Source organism: Curtobacterium sp. MCPF17_002, assembly GCF_003234115.2.
In the GTDB taxonomy this organism is placed as follows: Bacteria; Actinomycetota; Actinomycetes; order Actinomycetales; family Microbacteriaceae; genus Curtobacterium.
Map to the genome: position 1 here is coordinate 1,497,967 of NZ_CP126251.1, position 25,712 is coordinate 1,523,678.

Annotated in this window: 20 protein-coding genes; 15 read left to right on the forward strand and 5 right to left on the reverse strand. The window is 70.8% G+C overall.

Going from position 1 to position 25,712, the window contains the following annotated elements; genetic code table 11:
- Positions 1 to 549 precede the first annotated feature (549 nt).
- The 5 genes from DEJ28_RS07105 (at position 550) to DEJ28_RS07125 (ending at position 6,705) form a co-directional block, all read left to right on the forward strand.
- Positions 550 to 3,006 (forward strand): glycosyltransferase family 2 protein, encoded by a 2,457-nt coding sequence (locus DEJ28_RS07105; protein ID WP_111114995.1) that lies wholly within the window; start codon positions 550 to 552, stop codon positions 3,004 to 3,006.
- Positions 3,006 to 4,598: a chitinase gene (locus DEJ28_RS07110; RefSeq protein ID WP_111114996.1), complete on the forward strand. Its 1,593-nt coding sequence runs from the start codon at positions 3,006 to 3,008 to the stop codon at positions 4,596 to 4,598. The genes DEJ28_RS07105 and DEJ28_RS07110 overlap by 1 nt, the downstream gene beginning before the upstream one ends.
- A gap of 181 nt (positions 4,599 to 4,779) precedes the next feature.
- Positions 4,780 to 5,259: an FHA domain-containing protein gene (locus DEJ28_RS07115; protein WP_111114997.1), complete on the forward strand. Its 480-nt coding sequence runs from the start codon at positions 4,780 to 4,782 to the stop codon at positions 5,257 to 5,259.
- Positions 5,259 to 5,963, forward strand: coding sequence for a transcriptional regulator FtsR (ftsR, locus tag DEJ28_RS07120; protein WP_111114998.1), 705 nt, complete (start codon positions 5,259 to 5,261; stop codon positions 5,961 to 5,963). The genes DEJ28_RS07115 and ftsR overlap by 1 nt, the downstream gene beginning before the upstream one ends.
- Before the next feature lie 217 nt (positions 5,964 to 6,180).
- The gene (locus DEJ28_RS07125) at positions 6,181 to 6,705 is read left to right on the forward strand and encodes a MerR family transcriptional regulator (RefSeq protein ID WP_502866947.1); all 525 of its coding nucleotides are present in this window, start codon (positions 6,181 to 6,183) and stop codon (positions 6,703 to 6,705) included.
- A 587-nt stretch (positions 6,706 to 7,292) separates the two neighbouring features.
- Here the strand turns inward: DEJ28_RS07125 and DEJ28_RS07130 are convergent.
- Positions 7,293 to 8,105 carry a ParA family protein gene (locus DEJ28_RS07130; protein ID WP_111115000.1) on the reverse strand — a complete coding sequence of 271 codons (813 nt, stop codon included), beginning with the start codon at positions 8,103 to 8,105 and terminating at the stop codon, positions 7,293 to 7,295.
- 60 nt (positions 8,106 to 8,165) lie between these two features.
- On the opposite strand from DEJ28_RS07130, the gene DEJ28_RS07135 reads away from it, so the two are divergent.
- From DEJ28_RS07135 to DEJ28_RS07145, 3 genes are all read left to right on the forward strand, one after another.
- Positions 8,166 to 11,576 carry a pyruvate carboxylase gene (locus tag DEJ28_RS07135; protein WP_111115001.1) on the forward strand — a complete coding sequence of 1,137 codons (3,411 nt, stop codon included), beginning with the start codon at positions 8,166 to 8,168 and terminating at the stop codon, positions 11,574 to 11,576.
- A gap of 1 nt (position 11,577) precedes the next feature.
- Positions 11,578 to 12,081 carry a peptide deformylase gene (locus DEJ28_RS07140; RefSeq protein ID WP_111115002.1) on the forward strand — a complete coding sequence of 168 codons (504 nt, stop codon included), beginning with the start codon at positions 11,578 to 11,580 and terminating at the stop codon, positions 12,079 to 12,081.
- 197 nt (positions 12,082 to 12,278) lie between these two features.
- Positions 12,279 to 12,410, forward strand: a complete 132-nt coding sequence (locus DEJ28_RS07145) for a hypothetical protein (RefSeq protein WP_258367991.1) — start codon at positions 12,279 to 12,281, stop codon at positions 12,408 to 12,410.
- 315 nt (positions 12,411 to 12,725) lie between these two features.
- Here the strand turns inward: DEJ28_RS07145 and DEJ28_RS07150 are convergent, their stop codons facing one another.
- Positions 12,726 to 14,573, reverse strand: coding sequence for an AMP-dependent synthetase/ligase (locus DEJ28_RS07150; protein ID WP_111115003.1), 1,848 nt, complete (start codon positions 14,571 to 14,573; stop codon positions 12,726 to 12,728).
- Positions 14,574 to 14,694: 121 nt separating this feature from the next.
- On the opposite strand from DEJ28_RS07150, the gene DEJ28_RS07155 reads away from it, so the two are divergent.
- From DEJ28_RS07155 to DEJ28_RS07165, 3 genes are all read left to right on the forward strand, one after another.
- Positions 14,695 to 15,648 carry an ROK family glucokinase gene (locus DEJ28_RS07155; protein WP_111115004.1) on the forward strand — a complete coding sequence of 318 codons (954 nt, stop codon included), beginning with the start codon at positions 14,695 to 14,697 and terminating at the stop codon, positions 15,646 to 15,648.
- An 87-nt stretch (positions 15,649 to 15,735) separates the two neighbouring features.
- Complete coding sequence (locus tag DEJ28_RS07160) at positions 15,736 to 16,476, forward strand: lysophospholipid acyltransferase family protein (protein WP_111115005.1); 741 nt, start codon at positions 15,736 to 15,738, stop codon at positions 16,474 to 16,476.
- Positions 16,477 to 16,547: 71 nt separating this feature from the next.
- Positions 16,548 to 17,933: a class II 3-deoxy-7-phosphoheptulonate synthase gene (locus DEJ28_RS07165; RefSeq protein ID WP_111115006.1), complete on the forward strand. Its 1,386-nt coding sequence runs from the start codon at positions 16,548 to 16,550 to the stop codon at positions 17,931 to 17,933.
- Positions 17,934 to 18,128: 195 nt separating this feature from the next.
- Here the strand turns inward: DEJ28_RS07165 and pknB are convergent, their stop codons facing one another.
- Both pknB and DEJ28_RS07175 read right to left on the reverse strand, forming a co-directional pair.
- On the reverse strand, positions 18,129 to 20,189 hold the full coding sequence (gene pknB / locus DEJ28_RS07170; RefSeq protein ID WP_111115073.1) for a Stk1 family PASTA domain-containing Ser/Thr kinase: 2,061 nt from the start codon (positions 20,187 to 20,189) through the stop codon (positions 18,129 to 18,131).
- Between the two features lie 103 nt (positions 20,190 to 20,292).
- The gene (locus tag DEJ28_RS07175) at positions 20,293 to 21,489 is read right to left on the reverse strand and encodes a LysM peptidoglycan-binding domain-containing protein (RefSeq protein WP_111115074.1); all 1,197 of its coding nucleotides are present in this window, start codon (positions 21,487 to 21,489) and stop codon (positions 20,293 to 20,295) included.
- A gap of 222 nt (positions 21,490 to 21,711) precedes the next feature.
- On the opposite strand from DEJ28_RS07175, the gene DEJ28_RS07180 reads away from it, so the two are divergent.
- Entirely contained in the window at positions 21,712 to 22,077 is a 366-nt protein-coding gene (locus DEJ28_RS07180) for an Rv2175c family DNA-binding protein (protein ID WP_111115007.1), read from the forward strand.
- 108 nt (positions 22,078 to 22,185) lie between these two features.
- Here DEJ28_RS07180 and DEJ28_RS07185 read toward each other — a convergent pair whose 3' ends face one another.
- Entirely contained in the window at positions 22,186 to 23,304 is a 1,119-nt protein-coding gene (locus DEJ28_RS07185) for a polyprenyl synthetase family protein (RefSeq protein WP_111115008.1), read from the reverse strand.
- Between the two features lie 83 nt (positions 23,305 to 23,387).
- Between DEJ28_RS07185 and DEJ28_RS07190 the strand changes: the two genes are divergently transcribed.
- The 3 genes from DEJ28_RS07190 (at position 23,388) to rsmH (ending at position 25,711) form a co-directional block, all read left to right on the forward strand.
- Entirely contained in the window at positions 23,388 to 23,786 is a 399-nt protein-coding gene (locus DEJ28_RS07190) for an SCO2097 family morphological protein (RefSeq protein WP_111115009.1), read from the forward strand.
- Positions 23,787 to 24,202: 416 nt separating this feature from the next.
- The gene (gene mraZ / locus DEJ28_RS07195; protein ID WP_111115010.1) at positions 24,203 to 24,634 is read left to right on the forward strand and encodes a division/cell wall cluster transcriptional repressor MraZ; all 432 of its coding nucleotides are present in this window, start codon (positions 24,203 to 24,205) and stop codon (positions 24,632 to 24,634) included.
- Between the two features lie 105 nt (positions 24,635 to 24,739).
- Positions 24,740 to 25,711, forward strand: coding sequence for a 16S rRNA (cytosine(1402)-N(4))-methyltransferase RsmH (rsmH, locus tag DEJ28_RS07200; RefSeq protein ID WP_111115011.1), 972 nt, complete (start codon positions 24,740 to 24,742; stop codon positions 25,709 to 25,711).
- Position 25,712 lies beyond the last annotated feature (1 nt).

The following is a 25,712-nucleotide window of genomic DNA, read 5'->3' on the forward strand; positions in this document are numbered from 1 at the left end:
CGCGCCCTACCCCCCTCGCCGAGATCGCACTTCCGCGCCCTACCTCGCCACTCGTCCGCGCCGAACTGCGATCTCGGCGCCGGCAGACCGCCGACACCCCCTCGCTGAGATCGCACTTCGGCGGCCTACTCCGCCGCTCGTCCGCGCCGAACTGCGATCTCGGCGGCGACAGACCGCCGGCAGCCCGCCGACACCGCGGCAGGCCGCCGCCAGACCGCCGGCAGGCCGCCGCCGGACCGCGCCAGAATGCGATCTCGGCGCCCGCGGGGCGGGGGCGACCCGTGCCTCCAGGCCGAGGAGACGTGACCAGCGCACGCCGTTCCCGGCAACCTGAGCGGCGTGTCTCCAGCGCACCCGCGCGACCGGCAGCGACACGCACGAAAGGTGCACCACGCAACATCGTGCGGTTTCCCGCACGGCACCCCCAAAACCCCCCTTCCGGGTGTCTGCACCGTTCGGTCTGTCCCCATACGTTCAGTGTCGACCGCACGGACTCCCCGACAGCGCCCGACCCGATGGTGCGCTGGTCCAGCGGAACGAAGGACTGTCATGCCCGATCTGCATGACGGCGCTCCCGCGCGCCGTCGCCAGTGGGGTTCCGAGCGGCGTACCCACCCGCTCGACACCCTGCACGAACGCCCCTCCGACCGGAAGCTCGTCTCCGGCCGGGTCGCGATCATCCTGACGATCGCCTTCTGGCTGTCGTACGTCGTCTACACCGTGATCCGCCAGTTCCTGGACTCCGGCGCCGAGAGCTTCCGCTTCACCACCGAGGCGATCTCGTACCTGGTGGTCGTCACCTTCCTCACCTTCTCCGCCCTCATGCACCTGGTCGCCCGCCAGGGTGCGATGGAGCGCTTCGCCACCCACGTCCGCGTCCCGCGCGCCGAGCTCGACCGGCACTTCGCCGAGGGCCACGAGTCGCCGATGACCGTCCTCGTGCCGAGCTACGCCGAGGAGCCCGACGTCGTCGCCACCACGCTGTGGTCCGCCGCGCTGCAGGAGTACCCGTCCCTCCGCATCGTGCTGCTCGTCGACGACGCCCCGTTCCCGACCGACCCGGAGACCCTCGACAAGCTCGAGCGCACCCGTGCCGTCGCGGCGACGATCCAGAACCAGCTCGCGGCGCCCTCGCAGCGGTTCCAGGAGGCGCTGCTCTCCGCCGAGGTCGAGGCCGAAGCCGCTCCGTTCGCGAGCGTCGACGGACTCCGGAACCTCGTCGAGCACCACCGCTGGGCCGACGCGTGGCTCCGCCGTCACGCTCGCGAGCACGAGGTCCTCGACCACGTCGACCACTTCTTCCACGACCAGGTCCTGATCGGGCTCGCCGACGAGTTCCGCCTGACCTCCGAGGCGCTCGAAGCCGCCATCGTCGACGCGGTCGACGCCGGTCACTCCTTCAGCGAGATCACCTCCGCCCGCGCCCTCGAGCTGCAGCGCCGCCTGGCGTGGACGTTCACGGCCGAGATCACGACCTTCGAGCGGAAGCGATACGCGAACCTCTCCGACGAGGCGAACAAGGCGATGAACCTCAACGCGTACATCGGGCTGCTCGGCGGCTCGTACGCGTTCGAGGAGACCGCCTCGGGGACCATCCTCCGGACCGTCGCCGACCCGACCCTGGCCGACCTGGTCGTCCCCGCGTCGGACTACATCCTCACGCTCGACGCCGACTCGGTGCTCCTCCGCGACTACTGCCTGCGCCTGGTCTACTTCCTCGAGCAGCCGGAGAACGCCCGCGTCGCCGTCACGCAGACGCCGTACTCGTCCTTCCGCGGCGCGGCCACCCGCATCGAGCGGCTCGCCGGTGCCACCACGGACATCCAGCACATCCTCCACCAGGGCATGTCCCGTCACAACGCGACGTTCTGGGTCGGCGCGAACGCCGTCATCCGCACCCGTGCGCTCCGCGACATCGAGGAGGTCGAGACCGTCGGCGGCTTCGAGGTGAAGCGCTACGTGCAGGACCGCACGGTCATCGAGGACACCGAGTCGAGCGTCGACCTCGGCATGCACGGCTGGACCCTCGTGAACTACCCGGAGCGCCTGTCCTACAGCGCCACCCCGCCGGACTTCGGCTCGCTCATCGTGCAGCGTCGCCGCTGGGCGAACGGCGGGCTGCTCATCCTGCCGAAGTACATCCGCCAGGTGCGCGAGCGTCGTGCCCGTGGAGAGCGGGTCGGCATCGTCGAGATGTCCCTCCGCGTCAACTACATGGCGTCCATCGCGTGGGCGTCGTTCGGCCTCATCTTCCTGCTGGCGTACCCGTACGACTCGCGCCTCCTCAGCCCGATGGTGCTCCTCGCCGCACTGCCGTACTTCTGGCTCCTCAGCAGCGACTTGAAGTACTGCGGCTACAAGCGCACCGACGTGTTCCGCATCTACGGCTTCAACCTCATCCTCATGCCGGTGAACGTCGCCGGTGTCCTGAAGAGCATCCAGCAGGCGCTCACGGCGAAGAAGATCCCGTTCGCCCGCACGCCGAAGGTCCGGGACCGCACCGCCTCGCCGGCGCTCTACGTCCTCGCGCCGTACGCCATGGTCGTCTTCTCGGTGTTCACCTTCGCCCGTGACTACCAGGCGCAGAACTGGGGCAACGCGGTGTTCGCGGCCTTCAACGCCGTGCTCGCGATGTACGCCATCGTCGCCTACATCGGCATCTGGAACTCGGTCGTCGACGTGTGGCTCTGGGCCACCAAGTGGATGTACTACAGCCCGGCGGCCCGCGCTGCCAACCGTGACGACCGCCGTGCGGCACGTGCCGATCGGGGGCGTGCGCGGAAGGGCCTGCTGCCCGAGCCGGAGCTCGTGACCGAGGACTGGAAGGCCGTCCTCTACTTCGGGCACCGCGGGAAGACGATGCCGGTGCGGCACCACGCCGACGTGGTCGGAGCGGTGTCGGTGACGGCAGCGCCGGTGACCAGCGGCACAGCCGTGGCCGCCGACACGGCCGGCATGGCCGGCACCACGACCACGACCACGACCGACGAGCGGAGCGCCGCCTGATGTCCACCACCAGACGCCTGTCCCCGATCCGCGTCGGCATCGCCGTCGTGCTGACCGCCGCCGTCGCCGTCGCCGCGTACGCCGGCTTCGACCGCTGGCAGTCGGCACAGGCTGCCGAGACCCAGAAGTCCTGGTTCGCCGCGTACACCGACGTGACCGCCACCCCGACGTTCGCGTTCGAGGACGTCAAGTCCGCCAAGGGCCGCGACGTCATGCTGTCCTTCGTCGTCGCGGACCACGACGACGCCTGCACCCCGACGTGGGGCTCGTTCTACTCGCTGCAGGGTGCGTCGGACCAGCTCGACCTCGACCGTCGCATCGCCCGCCTGCAGCAGCAGAAGGGCGAGGTCGGCGTCTCGTTCGGCGGCCTCGCGAACGACGAGCTCGCCACGACGTGCACGAACGCCTCAGATCTGGTGAGCGCGTACGACACGGTCGTGAAACGCTACGACGTCTCCACCGTCGACTTCGACGTCGAGGGTGACGACCTCACGAACCACGCCGCGGGGGAGCGCCGCGCGAAGGCCGTCGCGAAGCTCCAGGAGGAGCGTCGTGCCGCCGGGCACCCGCTCGCCGTGTGGCTGACGCTGCCGGCCGCACCGTCCGGGCTGACGAGCGACGGCACCACCGCGGTGGCGCAGTTCCTCAAGGCCGGGGTGGACCTCGCCGGTGTGAACGCGATGACGATGGACTACGGGCAGGGCAAGGGTGCGAGCCAGAGCATGTACTCGGCCTCGGTCCAGACCCTGCAGGAGGTCCACCGCCAGCTCGGCGTCCTGTACAAGCGGGCCGGTACCCCGCTCGGTGACGCGTCGCTGTGGCACAAGGTCGGGGCGACCCCGATGATCGGCCAGAACGACATCCAGGACGAGGTCTTCACCCTCGCCGACGCGAAGAAGCTGAACGCCTGGGCACGGGAGCGCGGACTCGGCCGGATGTCGATGTGGTCCCTCAACCGCGACACCACGTGCGGGTCGAACTACGTCAACCTGTCGACGGTGTCGAACTCCTGCTCGGGCGTCGACCAGGACGGCGTGCTGTTCGCGGAAGTCCTCGGCAAGGGCTTCACCGGCGGGATCGTCGCCGCCGCGTCGGACGTCACGACGGCGGAACCCTCCGCCACCGTGCAGCCGACGGACGACCCCTCCACCAGCCCGTACCCGGTGTGGAACGCGGACGCGTCGTACCTCGAGGGCACGAAGGTCGTCTGGCACCAGAACGTCTACGAGTCGAAGTGGTGGACGTCCGGCGACCTGCCCGACGACCCGGTGCTCAGCGCGTACGAGACGCCGTGGCAGCTGGTCGGCCCGGTCCTGAAGGGCGAGAAGCCGGTCGAGCAGGTCACCCTGCCGAGCGGCACGTACGACGCCTGGTCCGGCACGAAGCAGTACGACACGGGCGACCGGGTCCTCTTCGACGGCGTCCCGTACCAGTCGAAGTGGTGGAACACGGGCGACAGCCCGGAGGCCTCCACGAGCGATCCGGACGGCTCGCCCTGGGTGAAGCTCAAGGACTCCGCGATCAAGCAGATCCTCGAGGACCTCGCCTCCGGCGGGTCCGCACCGACGGCTGACGCGACTCCGTCGTCCTGACCTGCGGGTGTTCCTGACTGGAGGCGCGGTGCCAGCTGGCACCGCGCCTCCCGTCCGTGAGCCACGTGTTCCCGGTACGTTCGCTGTGCGCGTGCCCCCGAGTTGTCCCCAGCCCCGTTCTGGGCTCCCGCGGAGTCGCTCGTTTCCGATACGCTGGTGCGCCAAGAGGAGGAGGTCCACGATGCCAGAACCATTGGTTCCGCAGCCGGACGGTCAGAAGACCCCTGAGCAGCGGCTGGTCGACACCACACTGACCTTCAGCATGGACATGGGGGCGGCGCTCACCGCCGAGTCCGGTGTCTCCGCGGAAGAGCGCGAGGCGGTCAACGCCCTGCCCTCCGGTTCCGCGTTGCTCGTGGTCCGTCGTGGCCCGAACGTCGGTGCTCGTTTCCTGCTCGACTCGGACGTCACGACAGCGGGGCGTCACCCCGACGCCGACATCTTCCTCGACGACGTCACGGTGTCGCGCAAGCACGCGCAGTTCCTCCGCCACGGCACGAGCTTCACCGTGAAGGACAACGGGTCGCTCAACGGCACGTACTTCGACGGTGTCCGCATCGACGAAGCACTGCTCACGGACGGGTCAGAGGTGCAGGTCGGCAAGTTCCGCCTGACCTTCTACGCCTCCCGGGTCGACCTGGCGCGCCTGGCGAACGCGTAGTGGCCGCACGGTCCGCCGCGGCCCGGGCGGGGTCCGCGGTCCCGGACCTGCTCACGATCGGGCAGGTCCTCGCTCGCCTGAAACCCGAGTTCCCGGACCTGTCGGGCTCGAAGCTGCGTTTCCTCGAGGAGCGCGAGCTCGTCACCCCGATCCGCACGGCCAGCGGCTACCGGAAGTTCTCGGCAGCCGACCTCGATCGGTTGCGCGTGATCCTCGGGTTGCAGCGCGACCACTACCTGCCGCTCAAGGTCATCAAGGACTACCTCGCCGACCTCGACGCCGGACGCGATCCTGTCCTGCCCGGCGGTGGGGACGCCCCGAAGCCGTCGATCCTCGGGCGTGAGCGGCGGTACACCCGCGACGAGACCGTCCGGGCTGCCGGCGCCACGCCGATGCTCCTCGCCGATGCGGTGTCCGCATCGCTGCTGCCCGCCGCCGACACCTACGGCGACGATGGTGTCGGGGTGCTCAAGGCCCTCGTCGAGCTGCAGCGCACCGGCATCGAGCCGCGGCACCTCCGCACGATGCGGAGCGTCGCCGAGCGTGAGGTCGGGCTCATCGAGTCGGCGCTCATGCCGGTCTCTCGCCGCGGCGACGCCACCTCGCGGGCGAAGGCGACGGAGCTCGCGCGTGAGATCTCGGGCCACCTCGAGGTGATCCGGTCAAACCTCATCCGGACGGCGATCGGGCGCCTCGACGCATGATCTCCGTCCTCCTGCGGGCTGGTGGGCTGTCGGTCCTCGGGCGTATCCTCGACACGCCGGACGCGCCGAGTCGGATGTCCCGCGTCGGGGGCGTCGAAGTCGCTACCGTGGACCTCGGCACAACTCTCAACCCGTCGTTGAAGCTTCGGGTGAGGGCTCGATCGTCCTGGAAGGCAGTCCAATGAGTGGGAACGAAACCCCCGGTACCCCGTCAGACATGACGCGGTACGACCTCGGGTTGCTCTTCACCGACGGTCTGCCCGAGCACGACGAGCAGAACGGCTACCGCGGCACCGTCGCCGCCAAGGCCGCAGGGATCTCCTACCGCCAGCTCGACTACTGGGCACGCACCGAACTCGTCGAGCCGACGATCCGCGGGGCCGCCGGCTCCGGGTCGCAGCGCCTCTACGGCTTCCGCGACATCCTCGTGCTCAAGCTCGTGAAGCGTCTGCTCGACACCGGCATCTCGCTGCAGCAGATCCGTACCGCCGTGAACCAGCTGCGCGAGTCGGGCGTGTCCGACCTCGCCCAGACGACGCTGATGTCCGACGGTGCCTCGGTCTACCTGTGCACCTCCGACGACGAGGTCATCGACCTCGTGTCGCGCGGCCAGGGCGTGTTCGGCATCGCGGTGGGCAAGGTCCTGCGTGAGGTCGAGTCGTCCCTCGTCGAGCTCGACGCCACCCCGGCGGCGGACCCCGACGACGAGCTCGCCGCGCGCCGCGCCACTCGCGCGTCCTAGTCCCGCGCGCGTTCTCGCCCGCGTCCCGCGCGCCGCGCGCCGCGCGAGATCGCACTTCCGCGCGCCTCCCGCGCGTTCCCGGTCCGCGAGATCGCACTTCCGCGCGCCTCCCACATGAGCGTCCCCGCGAAAGTGCGATCTCGGCGCCAGCCAGCCAGCCAGCCGGGCCGTCCGTCCGCGTGCCGTCCGTGCGCGGTGAGGAGCGGTCGGACTCGGCCGATCCACGCGACTGCCGGTGACCGGTCCGCTACGTGAGCGGGGTGTCGCGACCCGTGGTGCCAGCGGGGCCGGCGGGGCGGGGGTGCACCGCGCCTCCAGGCCGTGGCTCGGGCAGTCGACACACGGCGGCCGTGAGATCGCACGTCCGCGCGTCAGCGGCCTGAGCCCGCGCGCGAAAACGCGATCTCGGCGAACGCGGGCGGCGTGTTGAGCGACCGCCGGCAGCGGGCGGGCCCCGCGAGATCGCACTTCGGCGCGTCGGCCGCCTCAGCGAGCCCGCGGAAATGCGATCTCAGCGAACGAGCGAGCGCAAGCGAGCGGCACCGTGCGGCAGCGCGCGGCGCGACCCGGCGCCCGGCCGGCGCGCCCTACGCGGCGCTGCCGTCGGCGTACGGGCCGATCTTGCCCGTCCGCATGATGCGCTCGAGCAGCTGGTCGAAGTTCCGCGCCATCTCCTGCGCGGACTCGCCGGGCCACACGTGCAGGGGCTTCGCCGCACCCTGCGCCTGCTGCAGCGACGTGCGCTCGGGCAACTGCGGGGAGAGCACGAGCGGGCCGAACATGTCCCGGAGCTCCTTGATGCGGAACTGGTGCTCGAGCGACTGCACGCGGGCACGGTTCACGATGATGCCGAGCGGCTGCAGGCGGGGGGAGAGGCCGCGGCGGATCTCCTCGATCGCGCGGAGGGCACGGTCGGCGGCAGCCACGGAGAACAGCCCCGGCTCGGTCACGACGGTCACGCGGTCGGACGCGGCCCAGGCGGTACGGGTGAGGGCGTTGAGCGACGGCGCGCAGTCGATGAGGACGAGCTCGTAGTCCTGCTCGACGTTGGCGAGGGCCTCTTCGAGCTTCCAGATGTCGCGGATCGACGGGTGGGGTCCGTCGAAGTTGATGGCCGAGGGGGACCCGACCATGACGTCGATCTTGCCCTGGGAGCCCTTCGTCCAGCCGGAGGGGGCGATCGCCTGGCGGACGATCTTCTCCTTCGGGTTCTCGAGGACGTCGGCGACGTTGAGGTGTCCGGAGATGTTGATGTCGAGCCCGGTCGAGACGTCCGACTGCGGGTCGAGATCCACCACCAGCGTGCGCAGTCCCTTGGCGAACGCGGCCGAAGTCAGGCCGAGCGTCACCGTCGTCTTGCCGACACCACCCTTGAGGGAGCTCACGCTGAGTACATGCACGGTCAGCAACGTTACCGCCACTAGGGTTGTCTCACCTCAACCCGGGCTGAAAGGCACCTCGTGTTCAGCAAGATCCTGGTCGCCAATCGTGGCGAGATCGCCATCCGTGCATTCCGTGCCGCGTACGAGCTGGGGGCGCGGACCGTCGCCGTCTACCCGTACGAGGACCGCAACTCGCTGCACCGCCTCAAGGCGGACGAGGCGTACCTGATCGGGGAGCGGGGGCACCCCGTGCGGGCGTACCTGGACGTCTCCGAGATCGTCCGCGTGGCGCAGGAGTCGGGTGCCGACGCGATCTACCCGGGGTACGGCTTCCTGTCCGAGAACCCGGAGCTCGCCGCTGCTGCGGCTGCGGCCGGCATCACCTTCATCGGCCCGGGCGAGCACGTCCTCGAGATGGCGGGCAACAAGGTCACCGCGAAGGAGCACGCGATCGCGGCCGGCGTGCCGGTCCTCGCGAGCACCCCGGCGAGCCGCGACATCGACGAGCTCATCGCCGGCGCGGACGCGATCGGGTTCCCCGTCTTCGCGAAGGCCGTCGCCGGCGGTGGCGGGCGTGGCATGCGCCGGGTGGAGACGAAGCCCGAGCTGCGCGCCGCGTTGGAAGAGGCGATGCGCGAGGCCGACAGTGCGTTCGGCGACCCGACGATGTTCCTCGAGCAGGCCGTGATCCGCCCGCGCCACATCGAGGTGCAGATCCTCGCCGACGCGACCGGTACCGAGGCGGGCACGATCCACCTCTTCGAGCGGGACTGCTCCGTGCAGCGGCGCAACCAGAAGGTCGTCGAGATCGCGCCGGCTCCGAACCTCGATCCAGCCGTCGCCCGGGCGTTGCACCGCGACGCCGTCGCCTTCGCCCGCTCCATCGGCTACGTCAACGCCGGCACGGTCGAGTTCCTGCTCGACACGGAGGGCGAGAAGAGCGGCCAGCACGTCTTCATCGAGATGAACCCGCGCATCCAAGTCGAGCACACCGTCACCGAAGAAGTGACGGACGTCGACCTCGTGCAGTCGCAGATGCGCATCGCCGCCGGGCAGACGCTCGCCGACCTCGGCCTGACGCAGGACTCCGTGCAGGTGCACGGCGCCGCGCTGCAGACCCGCATCACGACCGAGGACCCGACGCAGGGCTTCCGTCCGGACACCGGTCGCATCACGACGTACCGCAGTCCCGGCGGCGCGGGCGTCCGCCTCGACGGTGGCACGGTCGCCACCGGCGCGCAGATCAGCCCGCACTTCGACTCGATGCTCGCGAAGATGACCTGTCGTGGGCGGGACTTCCCGGCCGCGGTGGCCCGTGCGAAGCGCGCCCTCGCCGAGTTCCGCATCCGGGGCGTGTCGACGAACATCCCGTTCCTGCAGGCCGTGCTCGAGGACCCTGACTTCGGCCGCGGCGACATCTCGACGAAGTTCATCGAGGAGCGTCCGCAGCTGTTCAGCGGACACGTCTCGAAGGACCGCGGCACCAAGGTGCTCAACTGGCTGGCCGACGTGACGGTGAACAAGCCGAACGGCGAGCGTCGTCCGCAGACGGTGGAGCCGAGCGAGAAGCTGCCGTCCCTCGACCTGAGCGCTCCGGTGCCGGCCGGGCAGCGCGACCTGCTGCGCGAGGTCGGTCCGGCCGAGTGGGCGAAGGCCCTCCGTGCGCAGACCGCGCTGGCCGTCACCGAGACGACGATGCGCGACGCACACCAGTCGCTCCTCGCCACCCGGGTCCGCACGAAGGACCTCGTCGCGGTCGCCCCACACGTGGCCCGGCTCACCCCGCAGCTCCTCAGCATGGAGGCCTGGGGCGGCGCCACGTACGACGTCGCGCTCCGCTTCCTCGGCGAGGACCCGTGGGAGCGCCTGGCGTCCCTGCGCGAGGCGATGCCGAACATCCCGATCCAGATGCTCCTGCGCGGCCGGAACACCGTCGGATACACCCCGTACCCGACCGAGGTGACGGATGCCTTCGTCGCCGAGGCCGCCGCGACCGGTGTCGACGTGTTCCGCGTGTTCGACGCCCTCAACGACGTCAGCCAGCTGCGCCCGGCGCTCGAGGCCGTGCTCGCCACCGACACCGCCGTCGCCGAGGCGGCGCTCTGCTACACCGCGGACCTGCTCGACCCGGCAGAGAAGCTCTACACGCTCGACTACTACCTCCGCCTGGCGGAGCAGATGGTCGAGGCCGGCGCGCACGTCATCGGCATCAAGGACATGGCCGGGCTCCTCCGCGCCGGTGCGGCCGAGAAACTCGTCACCGCGCTGCGCGAGCGCTTCGACCAGCCCGTGCACGTGCACACGCACGACACCGCCGGTGGGCAGCTCGCGACGCTCCTGGCCGCGGCCCGTGCCGGTGCCGACGCGGTGGACGTCGCCTCCGCGCCGATGGCCGGCACGACGAGCCAGCCGAGCATGTCCGCGCTCGTCGCGGCCCTGGCCCACACCGAGCGCGACACCGGTCTCTCCCTCGACGCCGTCGGCGACCTCGAGCCGTACTGGGAGGCCGTCCGTCGCGCGTACGCACCGTTCGAGTCCGGTCTGCCCGGCCCGACCGGCCGCGTGTACAAGCACGAGATCCCGGGCGGTCAGCTGTCGAACCTCCGGCAGCAGGCGATCTCGCTCGGCCTCGGCGACCGCTTCGAGCAGGTCGAGGACTGGTACGCCGCGGCGAACCGGATCCTCGGGCGCCCGACGAAGGTCACGCCGTCGTCGAAGGTCGTCGGCGACCTCGCGCTGCAGCTCGCCGCGGTCGACGCCGACCCGGTGGACTTCGAGCAGAACCCGCAGAAGTACGACATCCCGGACTCCGTCGTCGGCTTCATGGCCGGCGAGCTCGGCGACCTGCCCGGGGGGTGGCCGGAGCCGTTCCGGTCGAAGGTCCTCGAGGGGCGCGACGTCCGGCTCGAGATCACGCCGGTGCCCGACGCCGAGCGCGAGCACCTGGGCACGCCGGGTCCGGAACGGCGACGAGCCCTCAACCGTCTGCTGTTCCCGCAGCCGACGCAGCAGTTCGAGGCCGTCCGCGAGCAGTACGGCGACCTCTCCGTGGTCCCGACCGTCGACTACCTCTACGGCCTCCGCCCCGGCCAGGAGCACACCGTGCCGCTCGGCAAGGGTGTCAACCTGTTCGTCGGGCTCGAGGCCATCGGTGAGGTCGACGAGAAGGGCATCCGCACCGTCATGGCGACGATGAACGGGCAGCTCCGTCCGGTCTCCGTCCGTGACCGTTCGGTCGAGGTCGAGTCGAAGGCCGCCGAGAAGGCGGACAAGTCCGACCCGAAGCACGTCCCGGCACCGTTCTCCGGTGTCGTGACGCTCAAGGTCGCCGTCGGTGACGTCGTCTCGACCGGGCAGGCCGTGGCGAGCATCGAGGCGATGAAGATGGAAGCGGCCATCACGGCGCCCGTGGCGGGCACCGTCGGCCGTCTCGCGATCCCGGTGACCCAGCAGGTGGACGCCGGCGACCTCCTGGTGGTGCTGCAGTAACGTGACCGTCCGTCCCATCCGCCTCTTCGGCGACCCCGTCCTCCGCTCGCCGGCCGACCCGATCGCACCCGGAGCACTCGGGTCGAGCGGTGTCCGCGACCTCGTGCAGGACCTCGTCGACACCGTCAAGGAGCCCGGCCGCGCCGGCGTGGCCGCGCCCCAGATCGGCGTCGGCCTCCGCGCGTTCTCGTACAACGTCGACGGCGAGGTCGGCTACGTCCTCAACCCCGAGGTCGTCGAGGTCTCGGGGGAGCCGGAGCTCATGGACGAGGGCTGCCTCTCCGTCCCCGGGCTCGCGTACCCGACCCGCCGGCACCCGTACGCGAAGGTCCGCGGCGTGGACGTGGACGGCGCCGAGGTGGTGGTCGAGGGCACCGGCCTGATGGCCGAGGCACTGCAGCACGAGGTCGACCACCTCGACGGCACCGTGTACGTCATGACGCTCGAGCCGGAGGTCCGTCGACGGGCCCTCCGCGACATCCGCGAGCAGGACTGGTTCCACTAGAACGCGGCGCGGCGACGAGGTCGGCGCGCACCACGGCGGCGAGGCCACGGAACCCCCCTCCGCGTCAACGTCGTTCGCGATTCGTGAACTTCCCGTGACACCCCTTCGTGGGATTGTCGCTTTGTCCTGACCAGGAGGTACCGTGCTGCTGTCGGCCTCCCACCGACACCGCTTCCCACCCCCCCCAGGACATCCGCATGACCAGTCAGAACGACGAGCTCAGCTCGCACCGCACACGCACCAACCGTCGCCCCGCCGAGACCCCGGTCACGACCGCCTCGATCGCCGTCCTCGACGCCCCCGCTGCGGAGGCGTCGGCCGAGCGCTGAGCGCGCCGCGGACGCTGCGCTGCTGACTCCACGCTGCTGACGCCGCGGTGCGGACCCGCGCTGCGGACGCCGCGGTGCTGACCCGACAGCGGGTCGCGCCCCGCGCGCAGACACGACCGCCTGGAGGCCCGGATCACGTCCCAGGGACGTGGTCCGGGCCTCCAGGCGGTTGCGTTCTGACCCATCGCGCGCGCAATCGGAGGCAGGATCGCGCATAGGGGGTCGGAAAAACCTGCCTCCTACGCGCGAAACGACTCCCTACGAGCGGAACGACTCCCTACGCGCGGAACGGCCCACCACGCGCGGAACGGCCCCCTACGCGCGGTTGCGCCGCCGGGTCTCGACCACGGGGGTCGCGGTGGTCTGCACCTTCGAGCCCGAGAAGATGTGCTCGATGTCGGCCGCGAAGTCCTTCATGATCACCGGCCGCTTGATCGTCAGCTTCGGCGTGAGGTGCCCGGACGCCTCGGTGAGCTCGGTGTCGAGGATCGTGAACGACCGCACCGACTCCGCGCGGGAGACACGCTGGTTGGCGGCGTCGATGGCCTCCTGGACGGCGTGGTGCACACGCTCGTCGTAGGCGGCCTCGTGCGCGGACAGCGCCGGCGTGATGCCGCGTGCCTCGCACCAGCCGGGGAGCATGTCGCGGTCGAGGGTGACGAGCGCGGCGATGAACGGCTTGCCCTCGCCGACGACGACCACCTGGCCGATGACCGGGTGCTCGCGGATGCCGTCCTCGAGCGGTGCCGGGGCGACGTTCTTGCCGCTCGCGGTGACGATGAGCTCCTTCGCGCGGCCGGTGACGGTGAGGATCCCGTCGTCGTCGAGCCGCCCGAGGTCGCCGGTGCGGAACCACCCGTCGACGAGGGCCTTCGCGGTCGCCTCGTCGTTCCGCCAGTACCGGTCGAAGACGTCGACGCCGCGGATGAGGATCTCGCCGTCGTCGGCGATCCGGATCTCGATGCCCGGGAGTGCCCGGCCGACGCTGCCGATCCGGAGCTCGCCCGCGCGGTTCACGGTCGCGGGGGCGGTCGTCTCGGTGAGCCCGTAGCCCTCGAGGATGAGGACGCCGATCGAGCGGAAGAAGTGCGACAGGCGGGGGGAGAGCGGTGCGGAACCGCTGATCGCGTACCGGACGCTCCCGCCGAGCGCGTCGCGGAGCTTCGCGTACACGAGCTTGTCGAAGAGCCGGAAGCGGAGCGCGAGCCCCAGCGGCACCCTGCCCGCCGCGAGTGCCTCGGAGTGCGCGACGGCGGTGGCGGCGGCGGCGCGGAAGATCCGGCCCTTGCCGCCGAGGTCCGCCTTCTGCTCGGCGGAGTTGTAGATCTTCTCGAACACGCGCGGGACGGCCAACAGGAAGGACGGCTTGAACGTCGACACCGCCCGCATGAGGTCCTTCGTGTCAGGCTCGTGGCCGACGAGGACCCCGGCGGAGACGCTCATCGCCGCGATGAAGCGGGCGAACACGTGGGCCATCGGGATGAACAGGAGCGTGGAGGCGCCGTCGGCGACCACCTCGGGCATCGCCTCGGACGCACCCTCGACCGTCGCGGTGAAGTTGTCGTGCCGGAGCACGCACCCCTTCGGCCGGCCGGTGGTGCCCGACGTGTAGATGATCGTCGCGTCGTCGTGCCCGTGCACGTCGGCGGTGCGGGCGTCGAGCTCGGCGTCGGTGACGTCCTCGCCGAGGCGGGTGAGGTCGTCGAGACCACCGCCGTCGATCGTCCAGTGCTGGCCGAGGTGGGGCAGGTCCGGCGCGATCGAGGCGACACGGCGCGCGTGCTCCTCTTGTTCGACGACGATCGCGACGGCCTCGGAGTCGGACAGGATCCAGCGCACCTGGTCCGGGGAGCTCGTCTCGTACACGGGGATGGACACGAGGCCGGCGGTCCACACGGCGAAGTCGACGAGCGTCCACTCCAGGCGGGTGCGGGACAGGATCGCGACGTGCGCACCGGGCTCGAGGCCGGCGGCGACGAAGCCCTTCGCGATGCCGCGGACACGGCGCTCGACGTCGGCGGCGCTGATCGTGGTCCAGGTGTCGCCGTGACGCTCAGCCAGGATCGGCCGGTCCGGTGTCTGCCGGGCCCGCTCCGAGAGCAGTCGCGCGGCTGAGCCGTGGTCGGGGGCGGTGATCGGTGTTGGGTGCCGCTGATCGTTCACGGTGACTCCCTTGTCGGCCGGTTCGATTCGAGGACGCCTCATCGTCGAGGCGACACCGCCAGCATAGGGCGCATCACCGTGCGTTCCGTGAGCGCGAGGACAACCGGTAGGCTCCTTCTTCGTGCACGCCATCGGAATCGACATCGGGGGCACCAAGATCGCTGGGGCGGTCGTCACGGAACTGGGCGAGATCCTCGCCGAGGACCGGGTGGCCACCAACGCTGCGGACCCGGACGCCATGCTGGACGACGTGGTCGCGATGGTTTCGCGACTGCGCGCCGCTCACGACGTGAGTGCGGTCGGGGTGGCCGCGCCCGGCTTCATCGACGCCTCGCAGTCGATCGTCTACTACACGCCGAACATCCGGTGGCGGAACGAGCCGCTGCGCCAGAAGCTCCAGCAGCGCATCGGCGACCTGCACATCACGGTCGACAACGACGCCAACGCGGCGGGCTGGGCGGAGTTCCGCTTCGGTGCCGGACGGCTCGTGTCCGACATGACCATGCTCACGATCGGCACCGGGGTCGGCGGCGCGATCGTCACCGAGGACCGCCTCTTCCGTGGTGGCTTCGGCACCGGCGGCGAGATCGGCCACCTCCGGATCGTCCCGAACGGCCTGCCCTGCGGCTGCGGCGCCCGTGGCTGCATCGAGCAGTACGGCTCCGGCCGGGCCCTGCAGCGGATGGCGAACGACGTCGCGGACGCCGGCGGCATCGGCCAGGCGCTCGCGGATGCCCGCGCGGCGAACGGCGGTGAGCTCGACGGACACATCGTCGGCGACCTCATCCTCGCCGACGACCCGGGTGCCCTCGCGGCGCTCCGTCGCCTCGGCCGGCACCTCGGCGAGGCCTGCGCCTCGCTCTCCGCCGTGCTCGACCCGCAGCTGTTCGTCTTCGGCGGCGGTGTCGCGAGCGCGGGGGACCGGCTGCTCGACCCGATCAAGCAGGCGTACCTCAGCAACCTGCCGGCCCGCGGGTACCACCCCGAGCCGGACTTCGTGATCGCCGAACTCGTGAACGACGCCGGGGTGGTCGGCGCGGCCGACCTCGCCCGCATCCACGCCCGCACGGCGTAGCGTCCGACACCCACCGTCACCGACACCCACCGTCGACGACGCCCACCGTCACCACCGTCAACGTCACCCACCGTCGAGGAGTCGTCGATGACCTACTGGCTGCTGAAGAACTTCCTGCTCGGTCCGCTCATCCTCACCCTGTTCCGGCCGTGGGTGGTCGGCCGCGAGTACGTCCCCGCCAAGGGGCCGGTGATCTTCGCGTCCAACCACATCTCGTTCATCGACTCGGTGGTCCTGCCCGCGGTGCTCGACCGCCGCGTGTCCTTCCTGGCGAAGAGCGACTACTTCACCGGCCGGGGGCTCAAGGGCTGGCTGACGAAGACCTTCTTCAACGCCATCGGCCAGTTGCCGATCGACCGCTCCGGCGGCAAGGCATCCGAGGCGTCGCTCCGTGCGGGCCTGCAGGTCCTGGCCCGCGGTGAGCAGCTCGGCATCTACCCCGAGGGCACGCGCAGCCCGGACGGCAAGCTCTACCGCGGCCGGACCGGCATCGCCCGGATGATCCTCGAGGGCCGCGTCACCGTGATCCCGGTCGCGATGGTCGGCACCCGCGAGGTCCAGCAGATCGGGCAGCGCATCCCGAAGTTCAAGCGCGTCGGCGTCGTGTTCGGCAAGCCGCTCGACTTCTCCCGCTTCGAGGGCTTCGAGACGGACCGCTTCATCCTCCGGAGCGTCACGGACGAGGTCATGCACGCCCTCGCCGGACTGAGCCGCCAGGAGTACCTGGACGTCTACGCGACGAGCGTCAAGGAGCGGGCGAGCACCGCGCGCGAGCAGGTCATGCGGGGCAAGGTCACGAGGAATGGGCGCGGCACGTCCGCACGTTAGGATTCGAAGGTCCCGGCATCCGCCGGCACGGCCCTCGTGGCCCTCTCCACCAGAACACCGAGGTAACGCCCTTGTTCGAGTCGACAGACTTCGTCGCCCTGCAGGATCCGGACGTCATCGAGGGCCTCGACTACTGGCGGACGCTCCCGATCAAGCAGCAGCCCACGTGGCCGGACGCGGCCGCGGCCGAGGCCGCCTCGGCCGAGATCGCCACGCTGCCGCCGCTCGTGTTCGCGGGCGAGGTCGACAAGCTCCGCGACCGGCTCGCCGCCGCCGCGCAGGGCAAGGCCTTCCTGCTGCAGGGCGGTGACTGCGCCGAGACCTTCGCCGGTGCCACCGCCGACTCGATCCGCGACCGCGTGAAGACGATCCTGCAGATGGCCGTCGTGCTGACGTACGGCGCGTCGATGCCCGTCATCAAGATGGGCCGCATGGCGGGGCAGTTCGCGAAGCCGCGCTCGAGCGACTTCGAGACCCGCGGCGACGTCACGCTGCCCGCCTACCGTGGCGACATCGTGAACGGCTACGACTTCACGCCGGAGTCCCGCCAGGCCGACCCCCGTCGCCTCGTGCAGGGCTACCACACGGCCGCGTCGACCCTCAACCTCGTCCGTGCCTTCACGCAGGGCGGCTTCGCCGACCTCCGCCAGGTGCACTCGTGGAACAAGGGCTTCGCGTCGAACCCGGCGAACGCCCGGTACGAGCACCTCGCGCAGGAGATCGACCGCGCGATCCGCTTCATGGACGCCTGCGGTGCCGACTTCGACGAGCTGAAGCACGTCGAGTTCTACGCCTCCCACGAGGGGCTGCTCATGGACTACGAGCGGCCGATGACCCGCATCGACTCCCGCTCCGGCCAGGCGTACGACACGTCGGGGCACTTCATCTGGATCGGTGAGCGCACCCGCGACCTCGACGGCGCCCACGTGGACTTCCTGTCCCGCGTGCGGAACCCGATCGGCGTGAAGCTCGGCCCGACCACCAGCGTCGACGACATGAAGGCCCTGGTCGACAAGCTCGACCCGAACCGCGAGCCCGGCCGCCTGACGTTCATCACCCGCATGGGTGCGGGCAAGATCCGCGGCGAGCTGCCCAAGCTGCTCGAGGCGATCAAGGGCATGGACGCCAACCCGCTGTGGGTGACGGACCCGATGCACGGCAACGGCCTGACCACCCCGACCGGCTACAAGACGCGCCGCTTCGACGACGTCGTGGACGAGGTCCTCGGCTTCTTCGAGGCCCACCGCGAGGTCGGCACGTACCCGGGCGGCATGCACGTCGAGCTCACCGGCGACGACGTCACGGAGTGCCTGGGCGGTTCGGAGCAGATCGACGAGGCCACCCTCGCGACCCGCTACGAGTCCCTGTGCGACCCGCGCCTCAACCACATGCAGTCGCTCGAGCTGGCGTTCCTCGTCGCCGAGGAGCTCGGCGCGCACCCGTACGTGCGCGCGTAGGCCGCGCTCGCGCGGCCGCGCGCCTCGGCGCATCCCGCGCAGCGACACCTCACGCGAGCAGACGTGCGTGAGGTGTCGCCGGGCCCGGAACGTGGCTGCGCACCACCGGACTGGAGGCGCGGTGCCGGCTGGCACCGCGCCTCCAGTCCGTCACGTGGTCACGGTCACGGTCGGCGCGCGCCTCCTGCGCAGCGCCTACTGCTCGTAGGCCAGCGTGATCGTGTCGCCGCGGTGCACCGTGGTGCCCGCCACCGGGTCCGTCGAGGACACCGGCAGGGACGACTTCCAGTCGTAGAAGCCGCACAGGATGTTCGTGCAGTCCGGCACGTCGACCTTCAGGCCGAGGTTCTCGAGGGTCGAGGTCGCCTCGTTGATCGTCTTGCCGTGCACGTCCGGCAGCGAGATCGGCGCGGGACCCTTCGACACGACGAGGTCGATCGCTGTGCCCTTGACCGCGGGGTCGTCCTGCGGCTTCGCGGAGAGGATCTGCCCCTCGGGAGCGTCCTCGCTGAACTGCCCGTCCTGCGCGCCGATCGTCAGGCCGACGGCGTCGAAGGCCTTCGTGGCCTCGTCGACGGTCTTGCCGACGACGTCGGGGACGGGACCGAGCGACACCGTGAGCGTCACCGGGCCGCGTTCGCCGTACTCGGTGACCTTGCTGAGGTCGACGGTCTCGCCGCCGGTCCCGAGCCCGGTCGCCGCGATGACGGTGTCCTTCGCGGCGTCGGGGGAGAACCGGTACTGGTCCTCCTGCAGCTGGAAGTCGTCGTCGAGGGCGGCGGTGACGGTGGAGATCGGCTGCCCGACGATCGCGGGCAGGGCGATCATCTTCGGCCCGTTCGACACGACGATCTGTATCGAGGTGCCCTTCCGGACCTCGCGCTTCGCGGCCGGCTTCGTGGTCGAGACCTGGCCCTTCGCGACGACGGCGTCGAAGCGGGCACCGGTGGCCTTCGCGGTCTGCAGTCCCTGCGCCTCGAGGAGCTGGCGTGCCTGCGAGACCGACTTGCCGGCGACCTCGGGGATGCGGACGTTGCCCCACGGGCCGGGGCCGAGCGCCCACCCGAGGGTGCCGCCGACGATCGCGAGGAACACGACGATCGCCAGGACGATCCACCCGCGCTTCCGGCGCTTCGCGGACTTGTCGGCGAGGCGCTGTCCGGCGGGGGAGAGCACCCCGGGCTGCGAACCCGTCCGTCGGGGCCCCGGGGCGTTGCGGTTCGTCCGGGCAGGCGAGGGCTGCGCGGCCGGTTCGAGGATCGTGGTCGCGTCCCCGGAGTCCGAGGTCGCGCCGCCGCCGGTGCCGCCGCCGGGGCCGGCGCGGCCACCGCGGCCGTCGCCGAGTCCGCCGCTCGCCGGGAGGACCGCGGTCGCGTTCTCCGGCCGCAGCACGGCGGTGCGGTACTGCCCCGTGGCGCGCTGCTGGTTGCCCGCCATGTGGTCGAGCATCTCGCGGGCGTCGCTGGGTCGGTCGTCGGGGTTCCGTGCGGTGGCCCAGGCGACGAGGTCGTCGAGCTCGGACGGCACGCCGGACACCGCGGCACTCGGGGCCGGGACGGAGTCGTTCGCGTGCTGGTAGGCGATCTGCATCGGCTGCTCGCCCTTGTACGGCTGCTCGCCGGTGAGCATCTCGTAGAGCATGATGCCGAGCGCGTAGATGTCGCTGCGGGAATCGGCGGCGCCACGCGTGACGAGCTCGGGGGAGAGGTACGCGATCGTGCCGAGCAGGGCCGCCCCCGTGGCGGTGTTCGCGGTCGTGGCCCGTGCCAACCCGAAGTCGCCGAGCTTGATGCGGCCGTCGTCGGCGAGCAGGACGTTCTCGGGCTTGAGGTCGCGGTGCACGATGCCGGCGCGGTGCGCGGAGGCGAGCCCCGCGAGGACGGCGCGGAGGATGTCCGTCGCCTGCTCGGGCGTCAGGGCGTGGTGCTCCTGCAGGAGGTCCCGGAGCGTGATGCCCGGGATGTACTCCATGACGATGTACGCGGTGTCGTCCTCAGCGCCCTGGTCGTACACGCCGACGAGGTTCGGGTGGGAGAGCCGGGCGGCGGAGCGGGCCTCCTGGATGAAGCGCTCCCGGAACGCCTGGTCGTCCGCCAGGTGCCCGTGCATGATCTTGATCGCGACCCGTCGCTCGAGCCGGACGTCGGTCGCGAGGTACACCGTCGCCATGCCCCCGCGGGCGATGCGGGAGCGTACGCGGTACCGGTGATCGATCATGCGACCGATCATCGGGTCCGTGGCGGCGTTGGTGGTCATCGGCGGCATTCTACGAATCGGGACTGCACGGACCGGCACTGACGCTCCGGTCGTGACCGAATCTCGATCTTGCGGATGACTCGGCTTCGTCGGGCGGCCAGGCTCAGAGCGACGTCAGCAGGCGCTTCGCCGTCGACTCCCACTGGGCGTACGCCTTCGGGTACGCGGACACCTGCACGGCCTGGGCCGCGGCGGTGACGCTCATCGACGACCACCCGGGGACGTCGAGCAGGCCGCGGGTCGTGCCCGCGTTGCCCGTGAAGAACAGCTTCGTCGCGGTCGCCGGGTCCTGCAGCGCCGCCGCGGAACCCCACCCCTGGCTCGGGCGCTGCTGGAAGAGCCCGACCGAGTCGCGGTCGCCGTGCGGGAGGTTCCGGAGGCTCGACTCCTGCATCGCCGCGGCCAGCGCGATGACGATGCCGCGGTCGGGCACCCCGAGGGATCGTCCGACGGAGATGATCGTGGCGGCGTTGCCCCGCTGCTCGGCGGAGAGCGAGGTCCCGGACGAGGCCCCGGACCCGGAGCCGGACCCGCCTGCCGAGGGCATCACGAGCGTCTTGCCCGCGTAGATCGTGCTCGTGTAGCTGAGGCCGTTCGCCGACAGGAGCGACGACACCGAGACGCCGTGCGCCGCCGCGATGGAGGCGATGGTGTCACCGGTGCCGATCTTCACGCTGGCGGCGCGGGCCGTTGACGACGCACCCGACGACGACGCACCCGCCGACGACCCGGCCACCGGCGCGGCCGCGGCGGACGACCCCGCCGTCGGCACGCGCAGGGTCTGCCCGGGGTAGATCACCGAGCGGGACGAGAGCGTGTTCGCGCTGAGGAGCGCCGTCGTCGACACGCCGACACGAGACGCGATGCCCGACACGGTGTCGCCCTGCTTCACGTGGTAGCTGCCCGTGCTCGACGTCGAGGCCGTCGACGCGGTGCGGACGGCCGGCGTCGACGCGAGGTGGAGCGTCTGGCCGGGGTGGATGATCGTGTTCCAGCCGAGGCCGTTGCGGACCAGGACCTCCTGCGCGGACAGTCCGAAGCGGGCGGCGATGCCCGACACGGTGTCGCCCTGGCGCACGGTGTACGTGGTGGGGGCCTTCGAGGTCGCGACGACGGTGGTCACCGTGGTCTGCGACGGACGGGCGACGGCGGTGCCGAACACGGGACGGTCCCCGACGTTGCGGTCCTGGTCGACGTGCCGCTTGTGCTTGCTGTCGTCCTCGTGGTGCGTCTCGGCGTGGGCGACCGGTCCGGTGAGGCCCGCGGTCACCGCGATCGTCCCCGCGAGGACGATGGGCATGGTGGCGAACCGGGCGGATCGTGCGCGCCGGGCGTCTTCGTCTGCAGCGTGGTCCACGGGTGTCTCCTGTTCCCTTGCGGTGAGCCGTGCGCGCGCATGCGCACTCACAGGTGCTGCAACGCTGGCATGGCGCGATTCCCAAGTCAACCAGAGAGTCAGATGTTGCGTGTGTGACGAGTGTGACGAACGAGACGGTGCGACCTCGCCCGGCACTCTGGCACCATGGGGACTGTGAGCGCAGCACCCGTCGATGACACGACCCTTTCCGAGCGATGGCTGACCGTCCCCGAGCTGGTGGACCTGTTCAGCACCAGCCCCGGCCGGATCCACCGTCTGTTCGAGGAGAAGACCCTGCTCGCCGCTCGCGTCGGCGGTGTGCTCCGGGTGCCGATCGAGTTCCTCGAGGAGCGTGAGCCCATGCCCGAGCTGCGCGGCACCCTCACGGTGCTCAGCGACAACGGGTTCACCGACGACGAGGCCGTCCGGTGGATGCTCTCCACCGACGACGTGCTCGGCACCTCGCCGATCGCCGCGCTGCGCGCCGGCCGCAAGGCCGAGGTGCGTCGCGTGGCGCAGTCGCTGCTCTAGACGACACGTCCACTGCTCGAGCGGTCGCCGCCCGAGACGCGACCCCCGGACGGACTGGAGGCGCGGTGCCAGCTGGCACCGCGCCTCCAGTCGGCCTGACGGGTGCGTCTACGCGACGCGGCGGCTGACCGTGTCGGCCAGCGAGACGAGCTGCTCCCGCGCCGACGGCGTCAGTGGAGCCGCCTCGATCGCTGCCTTCGCGCGCTGCACGTGGCGGTCGATCGACCGCTCGACCGCTGCCACGGCGCCGGACTCGGTGAGGGTCGCGCGGAGCATCTGCACCTGCCCCTCGTCGAGGTCCGGGTCGCCGAGGAGCTCGTCGAGGAGCTGCCGGGGGCCGTTCGCGAGGGTCTTCCGCGCCGAGGCGATGAGGACGGTGCGCTTGCCCTCCCGCAGGTCGTCGCCGGCGGGCTTGCCGGTGACGCTCGGGTCACCGAACACGCCGAGCAGGTCGTCGCGGAGCTGGTAGGCGACGCCGAGGGGGAGTCCGAACGCGCGGAGCCCCTCGAGCTGCGCATCCGTGGCGCCCGCGACGAGGGCCCCGATCACGAGGGGTGCCTCGACCGAGTACTTCGCCGACTTGAAGACGATGACGCGCTGGGCGCGGACGAGGTGCTCGGCCTCGTCGATGGTCGGCCAGGCCGTCTCCTCGTGCACGTCGAGGTACTGCCCGGCGGTGACGTCGAGCCGCATGGTGTGGAACTCCTGGCGGACGATGCGGCCGCGCGCCGGGTCGAGGAGCGCGAGCCCCTCGTCGAACACCGCGTCGCTCAGTGACAGCAGGAGGTCCCCGAGCAGCAGTGCCGAGTTCGTGCCGTACAGACCGCGGTCGCCGACCCAGCCCGACTGCTCGTGCAGGGACTCGAACCGGCGGTGCGCTGCCGGACGCCCGCGACGGGTGTCCGAGCGGTCCATGATGTCGTCGTGGACGAGGGCCGCGGCGTGGAAGATCTCGAGCGCGGCCGCGACCGTGACGATCGCCTCGGCCGTGGTCTGCCGGGAGCCCTCGGCGAGGGGGTCGAACGAGCCCGATCGGCCCGCGACGGACTGCCATCCCCAGTAGCAGAACAGTGCCCGGAAGCGCTTGCCCCCGGACAGCAGATCCCGCGCGTACTCGTCGAACGGAGCGAGGTCCGGACTGATGGCGGCGAGTCGTTCACGTTGGTCGTCCAGCGCCCGATCGATGCGCGCCGACACGAGGTCCACTAATCGCGTACTCTCAGCCACACTCCCTACCCTAGTGGAGTGGTCGAGTCGTAGACTCGACCCACCTCAACCACGCGTCGATCCCAGGAACAGAGGGAACACAGATGCCACTCTCGGAGCAAGAGCAGCGACTCCTCGAAGAGATGGAGCGGAGCCTCTACCAGAATGACTCCGACTTCGTGGCGCGCGTCACACGCCGCCAGGGTCGTCCGACCTACACGTCGATCACGCTCGGGGTGCTCGGTGCCCTCGCGGGTGTCGCGATCGTCATCGTCGGGTTGGTCCTCCGCCAGCCGCTCATCGGCATCCTCGGCTTCGTCGTGATGCTCGCCGGCGTCCTCTTCGCACTGCGACCCGGCATGCGTGCTCCGAAGGCGAAGGCGCCTCGAGCCGGTGCCCCCTCGTCCGGCGGTGCATCGCGTCCGACTGCCGGCGGCAGCAACGGCGGGTCTTTCATGGACCGCATGAACGACCGCTGGGACAAGCGGAACGACCAGAGCTAGGCAGGCCGCCGGCTCTCCACACTCCTCCACGGGGTCGGTCCTTCGGGACCGGCCCCGTTTTCGCGCGCCCGGCGCCGGTGGGGTTTGGCGTGAGATCGCACTTCGTGCGCTTCCGGCCCCCGGCGTGGCCGCGGAAGTGCGATCTCGGCGGGACCCGGCGCGGGCTCAGGCCGACGCCGCGCCGTCGGAGCGGCCTCGGGGCTGCGAAAGTCCTCCACTTCCCTCCACGCGCTCCACTCCGCTCCACCTGACCGCGGATCCGCGAGAGTCCGGGCCTCGGCGACGCCGTACGAACTCCCGGACCGCCCCAGAACGGGGCACGAAGGCGATTCGGGGAGCGATTTCCTGGGCTTGGGGAGGGGAGTGGAGTAAAGTGGTGCACACAACGGTCCGGTGGAGCGGAGGGGAGGCCCGGCGTGCTGCTCGGTACCCATGCCCCGAAGCTCGACGAGAAGGGTCGCGTGATCCTCCCCGCCAAGTTCCGGGACGAACTGTCCGGTGGGCTCGTGATGACCCGTGGCCAGGAACGCTGCGTCGTCGTCTTCGGCGCGGACACGTTCGAGCAACTGCACGAGCGCATCCGCACCGCTCCGATGACCTCGAAGCGCACCAGGGACTACATGCGCCTCTTCCTCTCGGGGGCGAGCGCAGAGACGCCCGACAAGCAGAACCGCGTCACCATCCCGCAGAACCTCCGTGAGTACGCGGGGCTCGAGCGGGACCTGACGGTCATCGGCAGCGGTGACCGTGCCGAGATCTGGTCGACCACCGCGTGGGAGGCCTACTACGCCGAGGTCGAAGAGGGCTTCGCCGACAACGACGAGGAGGTGATCCCGGGGATCTTCTGATCCGTGGATCGGGACTCCCAGCCGTCCGCCCTGACACCCCTTCCCCGGTGTCAGGTCGCATGGATGGGGATCCGGACCCGCGGCCCAGGAGACGAGGGGCTGCACATGGCAGAACACGACGAACCTGCAGGCGCACCGCGGTTCCCGCACACGCCGGTGATGCTCGAGCGCATCGTCGACCTCTTCACGCCGACCCTCGACGGGCCGGGCAAGGTCGTCGTCGACGCCACGCTCGGCATGGGCGGACACTCCGAGGGGCTGCTCGAGCGGTTCCCGGAGCTGACGCTCATCGGCCTCGACCGCGACACCGACGCGCTCGGCATCGCGGGGGAGCGCCTCGCCCGGTTCGGCGACCGCGTCCGCCTCGTGCACACGGTCTACGACGGCATCGCCGAGGCGATCGAGGACGAGGGCTTCACCGAGGTCGACGGGGTCCTGTTCGACCTCGGCGTCTCGTCACTGCAGCTCGACCGGGCCGAACGCGGCTTCGCGTACAGCCAGGACGCCCCGCTCGACATGCGGATGGACCGGACCGAGGGGCAGACCGCCGCCGACGTCCTGGCCACCTACGACGAGGGCGAACTGCGCCGGATCTTCCAGCGCTACGGCGAGGAGAAGCTCGCCGGCCGCTACGCCCGAGCGATCGTCGAACGGCGGGCGAACACGCCGTTCGAGATGTCCGGCGATCTCGTGCAGGTGCTGCACGACGCGACCCCGGTGGCGATCCAGCGCCAGGGTCACCCCGCCAAGCGCGTCTTCCAGGCGCTCCGCATCGAGGTCAACGCCGAACTGAGCGTCCTCGAGCGAGCCATCCCGGCGGCGCTCGACGCGATCGCGGTCGGCGGCCGGATCGTCGTCGAGTCGTACCAGTCGCTCGAGGACCGCATCGTCAAGCGGGCCCTCATCGCCCGGACGAAGTCGAGCGCCCCGGCCGACCTGCCGGTGGAGCTCCCCGAGCACGCGCCCACCTACTCCCTGGTCGTCAAGGGCGCCGAGCTGGCCGACGAGGCCGAACGCGCCGCCAACCCACGAGCAACACCCGTGCGCCTGCGCGCGGCCGAGCGGATCCGGAAGTGAC